This window comes from Microbacterium sp. ANT_H45B (assembly GCF_008369345.1).
Classification (GTDB): Bacteria; Actinomycetota; Actinomycetes; order Actinomycetales; family Microbacteriaceae; genus Microbacterium.
In genome coordinates, this window is the sequence record NZ_VOBK01000003.1 from 323,939 (window position 1) to 339,860 (window position 15,922).

Here is a 15,922-nt window from a genome sequence, read left to right on the forward strand (position 1 = left end):
GCGCTGGAGTCAGCGCGACTCGATGACGCTGGAGTCAGCGCGACTCGATGATGCTGGGCCCCTCCGAGGTGGCGCGCACCCGGAGTTGCGCCGGGATCTGCTCCTGCATCGCCTCGACATGGCTGATGACCCCGACCGTGCGTCCGCCCTGGCGGAGCTCGTCGAGGGTGCGCATGGCGACCTCGAGGGTGCCGCCGTCGAGCGAGCCGAACCCCTCGTCGATGAAGAGGGTGTCGAGACGGATGCCGCCCGCCCGCGCCGTGACGACCTCGGCGAGGCCGAGAGCGAGAGCCAGGGAGCTCAGGAAGGTCTCGCCTCCGGAGAGCGATTGCGCGGGCCTCGTCTGCCCGGTGAAGGCGTCGAAGACGACGATCCCGAGACCTGAAGCCGCCCCGCGCGCTGCGAGAGCGTCGGAGTGGCGGAGCTGATAGCGTCCGGTCGACATGTCGCCGAGGCGACGATTGGCCGCGTCGACGATCTCTTCGAGCTCTGCGGCGAGGACGAAGGTCTCGAGCGTCATCTTGCGCGTGTTCGCCCCGCGTCCCGCGATGGTGTCGGCGAGATCGCGGAGAACCTCGTATTCCGCGGCATCGTCGGCCGTGCGTGCGTGCTCCGACGCGGCCGCGTCAATCGCTGCCCCGAGATGCTCGGCCATCGCGGTCGCGCGGCTGGCCTCATCGACGGCCGTCGTCCATCGTCGCCGTGCCGCCTGCGACTCCTGCTCGGCGGACTGAAGGTCGATGGGCTCCTCAGGCAACGTGCGCAGCTCGAGGTCGAAGAGGATCTCCCGCTCCTTCTCCCGCCGCACGGAGTGGGCGGTGATCCGAGCCTCCAGCGCCTGCTGATCCGACGCTGAGCGCAGCGCTCGCTCGACCGACGCCACGTCGTCGAACACGGACTCCTCGATCGCCGCATCCCGTTCGGCGGTCGCGGTCGATGCCGTCTCGTCACGGCGCGTGCGTTCGGCCGCGGCCTCGATCAGGGCATGCGCCGCCGCCACCTCGGCGATCGTCGCGGCCAGGCGCTCGGCCACCGTTGCGAAGCCCCCGCGGGCCTCCGCGATCGCCGCCCGCGTCTCGTCGACCCGCTGGGTCAGCAGAGCGTGCGTCTCGCGCGCAGAGGCGAGAGACGCCTCGTCGGCCTCGCGTTCCTCATCGAGGCGACGGATCCGCTCGGTCAGTGCGTCACGGTGCTCCTCCAGCTGGCGTACGCGCTCCGCCGCCGATCGACTCTGGGCGAGGGCGTGCGCCGCCTGCGCCTGCTCGGAGGCGGCGGTGTCGACGTCACGACCGTCGGCCTTCGTGAGAGCCGCCGCGTGCGCGAGACGGAGAGACGCCACGACATCGCTCGCGGTGCGTTCCCGCTCGGCCAGGCGGTCGCGTTCGGCCTCGGCCCGATCGATGTCCTCGGCAGAGACGGGGTCGGCGTGCTCGGCCGGTGCCGGGTGCTCGAGCGAACCGCAGACAGGGCATGCCTCGCCCTCGTGCAGCGCGGTCGCCAGCTCTCCGGCGAACCCGTCGAGACGGCGCTGCCGCAGCTGCGCGAGCGTCGACTGCGCGGTGGCCAGCACGGCGCTGGCGTCGGCGAGGGCGCGATCGGCGACGACGAGCTCGGCGTCGAGACGCACCACATCGAGTGCCGCCGCATGACGGTCCGCCGCCGCACGCTCCGCGGATGCGAAGTCGTCGGCACGGTCGGCGAGGCGCCTGGCCTCATCGCGTTGGATCGTGAGTTCCTCGAGTCGGGCGGGCACGGCCCGCCGCTCCTCCTCGCTCTCCTCCCTGCGGGCGAGGAGGGCGTCGAGGTCCTCCCTCGCAGCCACGAGTTCGGCATCGAGCTCCGGTGCCGAGAGTTCCCACTGCGATGCGCGCTCCCAGGACCCGGTCTGCCTGGTGCGCTCCTCCGCCCACTCCGCGAGGTCCGGCGCATCGATACCGTACGCCTCCCAGGCCGTGCGCGCGCGCGATTCCGCATCTCGGGCGAGTGCCGACGCCGCCACCGCCGTCGCCGCCGCATTGATCGGCGCACGCAGGATCTCGGCGGCTCTCGCGTTCTCCCACTCGGAGCGCGCCTGGGCGATCTGGGGTTCTTCGGCGTCGAGGCGCGCGAGCGCCGCCCGTGCCCGATCGCGCTCGACCTGTGCGCGCTGGTCGTCGCGGAGAGCCGAGAGCGCGGCATCGGCAGCGCTCGACAGCCTCTCGGCCTCGGCATGCTCAGCCACGCGGCGTTCGGCCCGGTAGTCGGCTCTGGCCTTCGCCTGACGCAGTCGAGCCAGGCGCTCCTGTGTGGTTCCCGCCACCGCGACGGACTCGGCGGGATCTCCCCCACCGTCGACGATCCCGCCGACGCGCTCACCGCTGAGCTCACCGCCGAGTTCGTCGGCGGGTTCACTGCCGATTTCAGCGGCGGGCTCGCCGCCGAGTTCAGCGGCGACCACGATCCGTTCGCCCTCGTCGAGACGTGCGGCCACCGTCGCCAGGCGGGAACCGAGCGCGCGTTCCGCCTCTCTGCGCCTCTCGTCGAACCGCGCCTGCACGTCTTCGAAGCGTTCGGTGCCGAACAGCCGTCGAAGCAGTGCCTGGCGATCCTTGCTGCCGGCGAGCAGGAACTCCGAGAACCGGTTCTGGGCCAGCAGGATCACCTGCAGGAACTGTTCCCGGCTCAACTGAAGAATCTCATCGAGCTCGTATGCGGCCTCGCGCTCTTTGGCCGCGAGGCCGATCCATTCCCCGCCGACGAGCACGTCGAGCTGCACGGCTGCGGGCTGGACCGTCAGCCCTCCCCCGCGCTTCTTGGGCCGCTCGTACTCCGGAGACCTCGTGACCCGGTAGCGGCCGGCCGAGGTGCTGAACTCGACGACGACCTGAGTCACGTCATCGGGTTCGCAGTGGTCGCTCCTGAGCCTCTTCTCACCGCCTTCGTACCGAGGGACGCCGCCGTAGAGCGCGAAGCACACGGCATCGAGGATGCTGGACTTGCCGGCTCCGGTACGTCCGGCGATCAGGAAGATGCCGTCGTCGGCGAAGACGTCGAAATCGACCAGCTGACGCGCACGGAAGGGGCCGAATCCCTCGACCTCGAGACGGTGCAGCTGCATCAGAGGGTCCTCGTCGCCGTCCGGACGTCGTCGTGGTGGGAGTTCATCGCCGGATCAGATCAGCGCGTCGGCACGGACGCGGTCGTCGAGCACCTCTCGGATCAGCTCGCCCTCGCGCTCGGTCGGCCCATGTCCGGAGCGGACGTGCTCGAGGAAGGCCTCGATGCGCTCGGGGTCGGTGACCGCACCGCGCAGACGGTCGGCGTACGAACGCTCGATCACCCGATCGGTCTCGGCAGGCTGGTGCATCACCATGGCGCAGTGCGGGTAGCGCTCGCGCAGACGCCGCATGGGCTCGGTCTGGGCGAGGGAGTCGGTGTAGACGGCGCACACCCAGTCGTCGGCGTGCGCTGCCACATTCTCGCCGGAGAGGATCTCGTCGAGCGCGCCTGTGAGCGTCACGAGTCGGCGGGGCACCGGCAGATCGAGCCACGTGACCGAAGCCAGACCTGCCGCGTCGAGATCGACCATCCACGACCCGCGCGGCTTGCTCTGCTCGCCGAAGCTGTAATGCAGGGGCGCACCCGAATAGCGCACGCGCTCGCTGATCTGCTGGCGTCCGTGGATGTGCCCGAGCGCCACATAGTCGGGGCCGTCGAACACCGAGAGCGGCACGACGTCGAGACCGCCCTGCCTCACCTCGCGCTCGAGGCCGATCGTGGCGTCGACGCCGGCGGAGAAGCAGTGGGCGATCGCGACCGACCGACCGGGGTGCTCGGCCATGCCCGCGCGGACCAGATCCATCGCGTGGGCGAGGGTCTGCGCCTGTGTGCGCAGCTCGACCCCGCTCCAGTGCTGACGGACGATCGCGGGTTCGAGGTACGGGATGCCGTAGAACTGCACCGTACCGTCCGCATCCGTCAGCGTCACCGGGGTGCCGATGGCGCGGGGATCGGTGAGCACGTGGATCCCGTCGCGCAGCAGGCGTGCCTGGAATCCGAGGCGAGCGGCGGAGTCGTGGTTGCCGCTCGTGACGATCACCCGTGCGCCCGTCTCGTGCAGCGCGACCAGAGTGTCACCGAGCAGTGTGTACGCGGCGCCCGCGGGGGTCGCGGAGTCGAAGACGTCGCCCGCGACGATCACCACGTCGACCGCGTTCTCCCGCACCTGCTCGGTGAGCGCCTCGAGCACCTCGGCCAGCGCGTCCATGGTCGAGTTGCCATGGAAGGTGCGGCCGATGTGCCAGTCGGAGGTGTGCAGGATTCGCATACTCACACGCTACGAAGTGCCACCGACATTCGGTCCGAGGCGTGCCGCAGCGCCCGTTCCTGGCCGTCGATCTCTTCGGATCCGGTCGGGAACGGGCGCCACGAGCGCGTCAGCGGGCGCCGACGGACGTTCCCGGACGCACCGGCGCCGGCACGTCCTTCGTGGTGCGGATCATCAGGGCGGCGATCACGGCGGCGGCGACCATGAAGATCGACGCGACGATGAAGATCCAGCCGTACGCGTCGGTCAGCTGCCGGGCGGACAGGTCCGCCTGCGCGAGCCCGCCGACGGATGCCGCGTACACTGCGGTGAACACCGACAGGCCGATCGACCCGCCGATCTGCATCGCGGAGTTGGTGACGGCCGATGCCACGCCCGCGTCGTGCGGCGCGACTCCCGTCAGCGCGACGTTCTGCAGCGGGATGAACACGAACCCCATGCCGATTCCGAGGAGCACGAGCGCCGGGGCGATCTGCACGAGGTAGGCGCCGTCCGGGGTGATTCCCGAGAGCAGGAACAGACCGGCCGCGGCGATCAGCGGTCCCACGATCAGCATCGGACGCGGGCCGATCACGGCGAGGAGCGTCGTGGCGATGGGGGCGATGATCATCGTGGCGATCGGTAGCGGAAGCGTCGCGGCCCCTGCAGGCAGAGCGCCCATGCCGAGCACGAACTGGAGGTGGAAGGTCAGGTAGAGCGTCGACCCGATCATGATCGCTCCGGCGACCCCCTGGATCAGGAACGCACCGCCGCGCACGCGATCCGCCACCACGCGCAGCGGAAGCAGCGGCTGCGCGACCCGACTCTCGACCCACACGAACACGCCGAGCAGCACGACGCCGAGAGCGAGGAACGTGATCGTCAGAGGATCACCCCAACCGATCTCCGCGAGGCTGAATCCGTAGACGAGGGCTCCGAGGCCCAGGGTCACGGTGATCGCGCCCCAGACGTCGTAGCGGTTGTCTCCCTCGGCACGGCTCTCGGTGAGGAAGAGCGCACCGCCGACGAGACCGACCGCGACGAAGAAGAGGTTGACCAGCAGGCACCAGCGCCAGTCGGTGAACTCGGTGAGGAATCCGCCGAGCAGCAGTCCGATGGCTGCGCCGGTTCCCGCGACCGTTCCGAAGACCGCGAACGCGGTGTTGCGCTCCCGCCCGGACGGGAAGGTGACGGTCAGCAGAGCGAGCGCCGCCGGGGCCAGGAGCGCCGCGAAGATGCCCTGCAGACCACGCGCGAGGATGAGCTCCCATCCCTGCTGCGCGAGCCCGCCGAAGAGGGATGCCGCGCCGAACCCGACCATGCCGATCATGAACGTGCGCTTGCGGCCGAGGTAGTCGGCGATGCGACCGCCGAGCAGCAGCAGCGCGCCGAACGCGAGGGCGTAGGCGGTGACGACCCACTGCCGCTGGCCGTCGCTGAGGCCGAGAGCGGCCTGGGCGCGCGGGAGGGCGATGCTGACGATGGTGCCGTCGAGCACGACGATCAGCTGGGTGAGGGAGATGACGGCGAGCGCCCACCATCTGGTCTGGGGGCGGGCGCGCAAGGACGATGACATGGAAGAACCTCCGGTGTCGGGGACGATGCCGGAGGTTTCGAGCCTCGGACCAGCACGCTGCGAGCGCCTGACCACCTCAGCCGACGGGGCTGAGCAGAAGATCCATGATACCCGAGGTGAGACTCGGCGACTGCGAGCGGAAGGTCCCCTGACCCACCCTCGTCACGATGATCGGCACGTGGTGATGCGACATGCGCGATGCGCGGTCACATGTGCGGGGTGCGGGGCTGCGCGATGCGAATCAGGGCTGCCCTCCGCCCGACATGTGCCGGAATTGCCCCTCCGGCTGGGGGTGTGCCCGCCTCGTCGTGACTACCGACTTCCGCTCGTTACTCCTTCAGCTCATGCAGCCAGTTCGCCTGCTGGATCCGATTGTCGAGTTCTCGCAGCTCCTGCGCGACGGCGTCCGCGCGCGAGCGCAGCTCGGCGACGGGGAGCGCGGAGATCTGCCGCAGCTCCGAGCGCATCTGCCGGAGGAACTGGTCGTTCGCCCCGGATGCCGCAGCGGCGGCGTCGGCCAGCAGCGAGTGCCGCAGTCGGAGCACGTCGCGCGCGGCGAGCGCATCCGTCATCGTCCCGTCCGCACCGAGGTCGAGCGCCGCGTTGGTCGCGTTGATCCGGCGGATCAGATCCCGCAGCTGCACGAGGGCGGCATCGGCCTCGGCGAGGAGGGCCACCGCGTCCTCCGCCGGCTCCTCGCCCTCCTGATACCTGGCGTTCGCGGTGATGCGGGCACGCAGCTGCTCGATACGACGCTGCAGATCGGCACGGGCGGCGAGGGCCTCGGCGAGTTTCATGCCTTCATCCTGTCAGGGCGCCGTCGTGTAACACAGCGTCACACGGCGAGCGTCGCACGAACGCCTCAGCGCACCCGCAGGAGCGAGGCGTGCTCGGGGTGCGCCTCGAACCAGTCCGAGACGTACCAGCACACGGCATCGACCTTGCGGTCCCCGCGCTGCTCGATGTCGGCGACCGCACCCTCGACGACGACCGCTGCGTAGCCGTGTCCGCGGAAAGTCGGGATCGTGAAGGCCCGTGTCAGCGCGATCGTGTGTCCGTCGTCGCGATAGTCGAGGACGCTGACGAGCTGGCCGTCTCGCGTCAACGAGTATCGCGAGGCGTCTTTCTCGTCGGTGAGCATGAAGCCGGCTGCGAGGCTGGAGGAGGTCACACTCCCACGTTAAGCCCGCCGCCCGCACCGACGGCCGTTTTGACACGCGCGGACTTCTTCGGTCATAATCCCCCCATGACTACCAACGCAAGCCCTTCGTCCGCCCAGGAGGCGAACAGGACTGCCGGGATGATGATGCCCGGTCGCGTTGGCATGTGTTGCCGAATGTGTCGCTGAACGAACAGCCACTCCGTCTGACCTGACTCCTCGCGATCTGCGAGGACTGGTCTCCGAGCACCCACCCTTGCTCGCTTCCCGGCTCGCCCGGTCATTCATGCAACGCATCAGAGCCTCTCTCCGGCTCACGTCCTGAGGACTTCATCATCATGTCGAACATCGCACTTCTCGAGCGTCCCGTCGCCACCTCCGCACGCCCCGCCCCGCAGGCTCCTGTCGCCGCACCGCTCGACGCGGATCTTCCCGCCGTCCGATCGCCCCGCGGCTTCGCCCTCTACGTCGGTCTCGACGAGATCAAGGCGGCCGAAGCAGGCGTCAGCCTTCCGCTCCTCGTCGATGCCCTGCGCCGCACCCTCGCCGAACTGGCGCCGGGGGCCGAGACGCACGCCACCGTCGCCCTCGCCCCACACGGATCGGGGGGCCGCGACCTCGACGTCGTCCGTCTGGCGCTGCACGAGCCCGGCGCGATCGCACGCACGAAGGCGGCGGCCGAAGAGGACATCACCGACGAGGAGGGCGGTGTCGTGGTCGACATCTCCCGCAAGCGCGTGCTGATCGACGGCGAGTCCGCCGCGTTCACCTACAAGGAGTTCGAGCTGCTGCAGTACCTCGTGCTCCGAGAGGGACGCACGATCGAGCGCAGCGAGCTCGTCTCCGCCCTGTGGCAGGCTCAGGACGACGAGACCCCGGGGGAGCGCACGATCGACGTGCACGTGCGGCGACTGCGCGCCAAGCTCGGCCGCTACGAGGACATCGTCCGCACCGTGCGCGGCATCGGCTACCGCTTCGACCGTCACGCCGACGTCGTCATCCGCTACGGCCACGGAACGCCCTCGCCCGACCGCTTCTGATCCGAGTGTCAGTCCCGCCACGTATGGTGGGCGGCATGACCCTGACCGCGGATGCCGGAGCTGCCGGCGCAGCCTCTCGGGAGCATCCGCGAGAGAGCGTCTACCGACCTTCCGCGCCGCTCGATCTGCGCGCGACGGTGGGGATGCTGCGACGCGGCCCTGGCGACCCGACGATGGTGCACGACGGCCCCGTCATCTGGCGCGCGGTGCGCACCCCGTCCGGCCCCGCGACCGTCGCGCTCCGAGCACGGGGCGGCGAGATCAGGGCGAGCGCATGGGGCTGCGGCGCGGATCACGCTCTCGATGCGGTGCCGCGGCTGTGCGGGGCCGACGATGATCCGTCGGGCTTCGATCCGTCGCATCATCCGTTCATCGCCGAGGTCGCCCGCCGCTCCCCCGGCATCCGTCTGTCTCGCACCGACGTGGTGTTCGACGCTCTCGCGTGCGCCATCCTCGAGCAGAAGGTCACCGGGCTCGAGGCGTTCCGCGCCTGGCGTCTGATCGTCACCAAGTACGGCGAGCGCGCACCGGGCCCGACCCCGCGACCGATGTTCGCCGCTCCGACGGCGGAGCAGTGGCGGCGCATCCCCTCGTGGGAGTGGCATCGGGCGGGCGTGCAGCCGCCGCAGTCGAAGACGATCGTCCGGGTCGCCGAACGGGCCGAGAGCATCTCCCGCGCCCTGCGGGCCGCGCAGGACGGCGCCGACCGTGACCGCATCCTCACCAGCCTGCCCGGCGTCGGGGTGTGGACCTCCGCCGAGACCCGCCTCCGAGCGCTCGGCGACCCCGATGCGGTGAGCGTCGGCGACTACCACCTGGCGCATGAGGTCGGGTACGCACTCACCGGGCACCGGACCGACGACGACGGGATGCTCGAGCTCCTCGCGCCGTGGTCCGGTCACCGGCAGCGGGTGATCCGGCTGATCTTCGCGAGCGGCGTCAGCGAGCCGCGCCGTGGCCCGCGGCTCTCGCCCGAGGACCACCGCTCTCGCTGACCCCGCACGTACCGCGCCGCGACTGATCGGCTCGTGGCTCGATCACCTCTAGGCTGAGGCCATGTCCCGCACTGCTCTCCGCCTGCTCGTCACCGCAGGACTCCTGATCCTCGGGATCGTGATCGGTCTGATCTTCCAGAACGTCTGGCTCGGCGTCCTGCTCGCGGCGATCATCTGGCTCGGCTGGTTCATCGGCTACGAGTCCCGCCGCGGACGCAACGCCGGGGTCAACGACGAGGACCACGGCATCGAGCTCTGACCGCCCTCGGGTGCGCCCGGTTGCGCGCCCCTGGCGCGACGCCGAAACCTGCTGCAAGACTGGTCGCATGGCGCTTCTCGATCACCTGGGCATCACCGTCGACGACCTCGTACGCGCGAGGGCGCAGTTCCATCCCGTGCTGACGGCTCTCGGATACGAGAGCGGCGGGGAGGACGACCACTCCCTCTCGTGGCATCACGGCGAAGAGACCGAGATCATCCTGTACGCGTGGGACGAGAGCTCGGGCCCGCACCGTCACGGACGCGTCGGCTGGCAGCACATGGCATTCGCGGTCGCGTCGCGCGACGAGGTCGACAGGCTGCACGAGGTGGCCCTGGCGGCGGGGTGGTCCTCTGTCCGCGATCCGAAGGAATACCCGCGGTACACGGACCGCTACTACGCCTCTTTCGTCGAGGATGCCGACGGCATCAGGGTCGAGTTCATGCACAACCCGCCGCGCGGGTCCGCTTGACGCCCGGGCGTGTCGCGGCATAGTGTGACAGCGCTGCGCCGATCGCGCGCCGCGATCACGCCGAGGAGACGACGGATGACCGCCCTGCGGACGTTCCCCTTCATCGCGGTCTTGCCGCTTCAGTCGAAGCGCAATGACCGCTATGAGTCGTACCCTCCGGCGCGCGCCGTGTGACAGCATCCGCTGTTCGCATGCCCCGCACCGTCAGGTCCGGGGCATTTCTGTTTCTCACGAGATCCCCGAGCCTGTGGCTGACCATCCACAAGGAAGGGAATCATGGAGAGGCTCTCCGCACGGCTGCTCTCGTGGGCGTCGATGATCGACGAGAAGACACTCGATCAGGCGCACACCACCGCTCGCATGCCGTTCATCCACCCGCACCTGGCACTGATGCCCGATGCCCACCTCGGCAAGGGAGCGACGGTCGGCTCGGTGATCCCGACGCTCGGCGCGATCATTCCCGCTGCCGTCGGCGTCGACATCGGCTGCGGCATGATCGCCGTCCGCACCCAGTTCACGAGGAGCGACCTACAGGGGCGTGCCCTCGCGGAGCTGCGCGAGCAGATCGAACGCGCCATCCCGCTGTCCGCCGGCCGCTACAACAACAAGGTGGTCGCGACCGCCGCTCCGCGCATCGCCGAGCTCGAGGCGCTCGCGGAGAAGAGCGGATTCGACCCAGCGACGTACGCCGAGAACTGGCGCCTGCAGCTGGGAACGCTCGGCTCCGGCAACCACTTCATCGAGGTGTCGGTCGATGAGCTCGACCGGGTCTGGCTGTTCCTGCACTCGGGGTCCCGCGGCGTCGGCAACAGGATCGCGGGACACCATATCGCCGTCGCGCAGAGACTCGCGAAGCAGTGGTGGATCGACCTTCCCGACCGCGATCTGGCATACCTGGTCGAGGGCACACCAGAATTCACCCGGTACATCAGCGAGCTGCGGTGGGCGCAGCACTTCGCGCTGCTCAACCGGGAGGAGATGATGGACCGCGTCGCACGGCAGGTGTCCGAGTTCCTCGGCACGCCGGTCGATGAGCAGGAGCGCATCAACTGCCACCACAACTTCACCGAGTCGGAGAAGCACTACAGCGCGCAGGTCTGGGTGTCGAGGAAGGGTGCGATCCAGGCGGATGCCGGGCGCCCCGGGCTGATCCCCGGATCGATGGGAACCGCGTCGTACGTGGTGGAAGGGCTCGGCGACCCCCAGTCGCTGAACTCCTCGCCGCACGGCGCCGGGCGAGAGTTCTCGCGGTCCGCGGCGCGCCGCACGTTCTCGCACGAGCAGCTGCGCGAGGCGATGACCGGCATCGAGTTCCGCGACACCAGCGCCTTCATCGACGAGATCCCGCAGGCGTACAAGCCGATCGATCGGGTCATGGCGGATGCCGCGGGTCTGGTGTCGATCCGGCACACGCTGCACCAGCTCGTCAACGTCAAAGGCGACTGAACGGAGGAGGAGCCGGTGGACGATCGTCGTCGGCTCCTCCTGCACAGCTGTGCTGTCGCGACAGTTCTCCCCGCAAGATGGGATGACGGTATACAGCGACGTCGATCCCGACGCGCCGTCTGGAACGATGCGAGGATGACACGGTGCACCTCATGAACGACGCTCAGATCTGGACGATGATCGGGTGCTTCACCGCGCTCATGCTCGGCATGCTGACGGTCGTCTCGACGCTCTTCATCCGCGTCGTCCGGGCCGAGATCGGCGGACTCCGCGGGGAGGTCGGCGGGCTCCGCAACGAGATGAACGCCCGCTTCGACGCGGTGAACTCGCGCATCGACGGGCTCGATCGTGACATGCAGGCCGTCGTGAAGCGCACCTTCGGCCTCGACCGCGACTGACGTCAGACGATCGGGGCGGCGACCGCCTCGGCGTCCGCCCGGTCGGTGAACGCCTGCTTCGGGACGAACACGAGGATCGCGGCCGCCACGAGTGCGGTGACACCGCAGACCACCCAGACCGTGATGTAGCCGGCGAAGGATCCGGCCGTGCCCTCGACCGCTCCGCTCACGCCGTTCAGCAGCGCGATGCCGAAGACGCACGACGCGATCGCCCCGCCCACGGTCTTGACCGAGTTCGTGAGTCCCGTCGCGACGCCGGTCTGGGTGGCGGGCGCGGCCGAGGCGGCCGCCGCGGGAAGAGCCGCCACGAGCGCACCCGATCCGAGTCCGACGACGGCCATGTTCGTGACGACCTGCAGATACGAGTCATGGAACGGCAGGAAGAGGAGGAAGCCGATGCCCACGAGCAGCGACGCACCCATGAGAGTCACCCGCGGGGTGAGCACCCGCGCGATCACCGGGAACAGCAGGGCGCCGACGATCATCGCGATCAGATACAGCCCGATGATCAGGGAGGTCGCGAACCCGGTCGTGCCCAACCCGTAGCCGTACTCGCCGGGGTCGGTGCGGGCGAATGTCGACAGCGGCGCCTGGGCTCCGAGCACGCTCACGCCGAACAGTCCGGCGGTGAGGAACACCGGGCCGAGCGCGGGCGAGCGGAACATGCGCACGTCGATGAGCGGATCCTCGCAGCGCAGCTCCCAGAGCACGAAGGGGATCACGAGCAGGATGCCGAGGAGCACCACCGCCCACGACCACGGGTTCACGAGTCCGCCCTCGAGGCGCAGCAGGCTGAGGCCACCGGTGAAGCAGATCAGCGCCATCGAGATGAGCACGACGCCGACGGTGTCGAAGACGCCGCCTGTCGGGTCGGGCGATTCCTTCACCCCGAACAGGATGACGAAGAAGCAGACGACGATGAGCACGGCCGGGATGAGGAGCACGACCGTCAGCGGCAGCACGTCGATGAGAGCCCCGCCGACCAGCGCTCCGATGATGGCACCGCCCTCGAGCGCCGCGACGAGAAGTCCTGCCGCCTTCGCCGTGATCGACGACCGTCCCTCCATGCGCCGCGAGCGCGACCAGATCAGCGCAATCTCGAGCGGCAGCCACACGACGTAGAAGCCCATCAGCGTCCAGCCGATGAGGAACACGGGAAAGGAGTCGGTGAAGGGCAGCACCAGGGCTGCCGCGGCGGTCAGCGCGGTGGATATCAGCAGCATCCGCTTGTGGCCGACCATGTCGCCGAGCTTCGCGAACGCGGGCACGACGAGCGCCGACAGCATGAGCTGCGTGCCTTCGAGCCAGTTGACGTCGGCGTCGTGGATGCCGAGATGACGAGCGATGTCGGTGAGCATAGGCGTGTAATAGCCCTGCAGGACGCCGCTGGTGAATTCCACGAACGCCAGGAACCCGACGACCGTGGCCAGAGTGCCCAGAGTGCGGCTGCGCGTCATCGCGGCTCCTCGAGGAAAGGGATGACCGGGCGCTCGAGCACCCGGCGGGGTGAGATCACCCTAGCCCGAGGATGAGGGCGCGGTGGAACCGCTCCCCCCGCTCGAGTGCTGCGATCTCGACGTATTCATCGACCCCGTGGATCGACGCGCGCTGCGCGTTCGACATATCCAACGGTGCGAAGCGGTAGACGGCGGGCGCGAAGCGATGGACATGCCTCGAATCCGTCGCCGCCATCATCACGTACGGCACCGCTGCGACCCCCGGATGCGACACCGCGAGCGCATCGGCCAGCAGCGCGAACTGGGCGTTGTCGGTCGCGGACTCGGGCGACGGAGCACTCGCCTCCTCGACCGTCACGGTGACGAGCGGATCGCGGATGCGCCTGCGGACCCGCAGCACGGCCTGCTGGGGCGTCTCCCCGAGCGCGATCCGCAGGTTGAGGGTCGCCGATGCCTGCGACGGGAGCACGTTCGCGGCCGTGCCGCCGGACTGCATGGTCGGTGCCACCGTCGTGCGCACGAGAGCCGCAGACTCGCCGCCGAGAGCGGCGAACAGGCGGCCGGTGAGCCACGGCGCGGATCCCAGCAGTCTCAGCAGATGACCTGCCGGCCCCGGGGTCTGCGCCCCGAGCTGCGACAGCATCCGACCGACGGCCCTCGACGGGCGGGGACGGAACGTCGACGGCCCCAGACGCTCGAGAGCTCGGGCGATCCGGCGGACGGCCGTGCGCGTCGGAGGCGCCGACGCATGCCCGCCGTCGCCGCGCGCCGAGAGCGTGAGGGTCATCAGGCCCTTCTCCCCGACCCCGATCATGGCGGCGCGCCCAGGGACGAACGGCAGCGGAGCGTCGACGACGGCGCCGCCCTCGTCGACCACGAGCCAGGGCACGATGCCGCGCTCGCGGAACGAGCGGGCGATCTCCCGGGCGGCATCTCCGTACGTCTCCTCATTGCCGCCGAACGAGAGATAGACGTCGCGAGCGGGCACGACGCCCTCGGCGAGGAGGTTCTCGACCGCTTCGAGCACCACGAGCAGCGGTCCCTTGTCGTCGAGTGCGCCCCGCCCGTGCACGAGACCGTCGGCGATCACACCGGCGAACGGCGGGTGCGTCCACTCGTCGCTCTCGTCGATCGGCACGACGTCGTAATGGGCCATGAGCACCACGGGGCCACCGGGCGCGGTGCCGCCGCCCGCCCAGTGGAAGAGCAGTCCGAACTCGGTGTGCCTCTCGACGGCGAGCCGCTCGTGCACGAGCGGGTAGAGCTCGGCGATCAGTGCCACGAAGTCCTCGAACGGACCGGTTCCCCGCTGCTCGAGTTCTGCCGAGACGGTCGGCAGCTGGATCATCTGCGCGAGGCGCTCGGCGATTCCGGGGCGGGGTGCGGTCACGTCGGCCATCGTATCGCCGGCCTCCGTGTCACGGGCGGCGAGCGAGGCGCGAGACAATGGAGGGATGAGTCTGTTCGCTCTGGCCCCCACGCGCGGTCCGCGCTGGCACCTGGCGACGCAGGCCGCTCTCGGCATCGCCGTCCCGATCGCCGTCATGACCGTGCTCGGCGCGCCGTCGCTCGGGTACATCGCGGCGTCCGGGGCCTTCACCGTGCTCTTCGCGGGCGCCGCGCCGGTGCGGGATCGGGCGCGGATCCTGCCGTTCGTGGCCGCCGGCCTCATCGTCAGCGCCCTTCTCGGCGTCCTGGCCTCCGCGAGCCCGTGGCTGGTGAGCATCGGCGTGGTCGTCGTCGCGATCGTCGGCGCGGCTCTCTCGTTCGGGTTCCGCCTCGGCCCGCCCGGACCGCTGTTCTTCGTGCTGGTGTTCGGTCTCTCCGCCCACGTGATCGCCAGTTCGCCGATCCCGCCGACCGGCTACATCGCGGCGCTCGCGGCAGGCTGCACGTTCTCCTACGCGGTCGCGATGGCGCCGCTGCTCCTCCCCCGCGCACGGGCGGTCCCCGCGACCCCGCTGCGACGGCTCTTACCCGGCCCCGCGTTCACGGCCGACACACGCATGCTCGTGCTGCGCGTGGCGATCGTCGCGGTCCTCGGCGTGCTGCTGGGCCTGCTCATCGATCCGACACGGACCTACTGGATCGTCGGTTCCGCGGTCGCCGTGGTCGGGGTCGCGGCCGCTCGTCGCGCCGCCCTGCAGCGAGGACTGCACCGGATGCTCGGCACCGTGGTCGGAGCAGGCGTGTATGCACTGCTCGCGCTGCTGCATCCGTCAGGTCTCTGGCTGGCGCTGCTGCTGGGCGCCCTCCAGTTCACGATCGAGCTCGTGGTGGTGCGCAACTACGCCCTGGCGCTCGTGTTCATCACTCCGCTGGTGCTGCTGCTCACCGGCGCGGCGACCGGCGAGATCGGATCGATGCAGGTCGCCGGGGAGCGGATCATCGACACCCTGGTGGGTGCCGCGCTCGGCGCGGCCTCGGGAGTACTGCATCCCCGAGCGGCCCCCGCAGCCCCCTGACCGCGGCTCTCCGCAGGCGGGCACACCACACCCGGGAACACCACACCCGGGAACACCGCACCGCGCCGATCGGTTGCACCGGGAGGATCGAGAAGGAGCCCGATGGAACTGATGCTGGTCACATCCGCGTTCTGCGGAGCCTGCTCCCGCACGCGCGCGGTTCTCGCGGATGCCGTGCGATTCCTGCCGGACGCGACGGTGACCGAGATCGACGTCGCCCGCGAACCGGATGCGGCCGACGCCTTCGACATCCGCTTCACACCGACCGTCATCATCCGCGATGCGTCCGGCGCCGAGGTGTTCCGCGCCGAGGGCGTGCCGACCGTGCCTCAGGTCCTCACCGCGGCGGTGAAGGCCCTCCCGGCCTGAG

15 protein-coding genes are annotated in these 15,922 nt (G+C 69.9%); 8 read left to right on the forward strand and 7 right to left on the reverse strand.

All coding sequences use genetic code 11. From position 1 onward, the window contains the following. Positions 1-34: 34 nt before the first annotated feature. The 5 genes from FQ142_RS13770 to FQ142_RS13790 form a co-directional block, all read right to left on the reverse strand. Positions 35-3,097: an AAA family ATPase gene (locus FQ142_RS13770; RefSeq protein WP_149423744.1), complete on the reverse strand. Its 3,063-nt coding sequence runs from the start codon at positions 3,095-3,097 to the stop codon at positions 35-37. 54 nt (positions 3,098-3,151) lie between these two features. Beyond that, positions 3,152-4,306, reverse strand: a complete 1,155-nt coding sequence (locus FQ142_RS13775) for an exonuclease SbcCD subunit D (protein WP_149423745.1) — start codon at positions 4,304-4,306, stop codon at positions 3,152-3,154. Between the two features lie 109 nt (positions 4,307-4,415). Further along, positions 4,416-5,861, reverse strand: coding sequence for an MFS transporter (locus tag FQ142_RS13780; protein ID WP_149423746.1), 1,446 nt, complete (start codon positions 5,859-5,861; stop codon positions 4,416-4,418). A 329-nt stretch (positions 5,862-6,190) separates the two neighbouring features. Then, complete coding sequence (locus tag FQ142_RS13785; RefSeq protein WP_149423747.1) at positions 6,191-6,658, reverse strand: DIP1984 family protein; 468 nt, start codon at positions 6,656-6,658, stop codon at positions 6,191-6,193. Positions 6,659-6,723: 65 nt separating this feature from the next. Further along, positions 6,724-7,002: a GNAT family N-acetyltransferase gene (locus tag FQ142_RS13790; RefSeq protein ID WP_082539412.1), complete on the reverse strand. Its 279-nt coding sequence runs from the start codon at positions 7,000-7,002 to the stop codon at positions 6,724-6,726. Positions 7,003-7,358: 356 nt separating this feature from the next. On the opposite strand from FQ142_RS13790, the gene FQ142_RS13795 reads away from it, so the two are divergent. The 6 genes from FQ142_RS13795 (at position 7,359) to FQ142_RS13820 (ending at position 11,630) form a co-directional block, all read left to right on the forward strand. Then, positions 7,359-8,060 (forward strand): winged helix-turn-helix domain-containing protein, encoded by a 702-nt coding sequence (locus tag FQ142_RS13795; protein ID WP_056412574.1) that lies wholly within the window; start codon positions 7,359-7,361, stop codon positions 8,058-8,060. 35 nt (positions 8,061-8,095) lie between these two features. After that, on the forward strand, positions 8,096-9,055 hold the full coding sequence (locus FQ142_RS13800) for a DNA-3-methyladenine glycosylase family protein (protein WP_149423748.1): 960 nt from the start codon (positions 8,096-8,098) through the stop codon (positions 9,053-9,055). A gap of 61 nt (positions 9,056-9,116) precedes the next feature. Then, positions 9,117-9,314, forward strand: coding sequence for a hypothetical protein (locus FQ142_RS13805; RefSeq protein ID WP_149423749.1), 198 nt, complete (start codon positions 9,117-9,119; stop codon positions 9,312-9,314). Between the two features lie 67 nt (positions 9,315-9,381). Beyond that, positions 9,382-9,786, forward strand: a complete 405-nt coding sequence (locus tag FQ142_RS13810) for a VOC family protein (RefSeq protein WP_149423750.1) — start codon at positions 9,382-9,384, stop codon at positions 9,784-9,786. 276 nt (positions 9,787-10,062) lie between these two features. After that, a complete protein-coding gene (locus tag FQ142_RS13815) occupies positions 10,063-11,232 on the forward strand; it encodes an RtcB family protein (protein ID WP_149423751.1) in 1,170 nt (389 codons plus the stop codon). A 152-nt stretch (positions 11,233-11,384) separates the two neighbouring features. Continuing rightward, positions 11,385-11,630, forward strand: coding sequence for a hypothetical protein (locus FQ142_RS13820; RefSeq protein ID WP_253385538.1), 246 nt, complete (start codon positions 11,385-11,387; stop codon positions 11,628-11,630). Positions 11,631-11,632: 2 nt separating this feature from the next. Here the strand turns inward: FQ142_RS13820 and FQ142_RS13825 are convergent, their stop codons facing one another. Together FQ142_RS13825 and FQ142_RS13830 are read right to left on the reverse strand one after the other, a co-directional pair. Further along, positions 11,633-13,087, reverse strand: coding sequence for an MFS transporter (locus FQ142_RS13825; protein ID WP_149423753.1), 1,455 nt, complete (start codon positions 13,085-13,087; stop codon positions 11,633-11,635). A gap of 55 nt (positions 13,088-13,142) precedes the next feature. Then, the gene (locus FQ142_RS13830) at positions 13,143-14,486 is read right to left on the reverse strand and encodes a M20/M25/M40 family metallo-hydrolase (protein ID WP_149423754.1); all 1,344 of its coding nucleotides are present in this window, start codon (positions 14,484-14,486) and stop codon (positions 13,143-13,145) included. A 55-nt stretch (positions 14,487-14,541) separates the two neighbouring features. Between FQ142_RS13830 and FQ142_RS13835 the strand changes: the two genes are divergently transcribed. Further along, entirely contained in the window at positions 14,542-15,552 is a 1,011-nt protein-coding gene (locus FQ142_RS13835; protein ID WP_149423755.1) for an FUSC family protein, read from the forward strand. A 102-nt stretch (positions 15,553-15,654) separates the two neighbouring features. After that, a complete protein-coding gene (locus FQ142_RS13840; RefSeq protein ID WP_149423756.1) occupies positions 15,655-15,921 on the forward strand; it encodes a thioredoxin domain-containing protein in 267 nt (88 codons plus the stop codon). Position 15,922 lies beyond the last annotated feature (1 nt).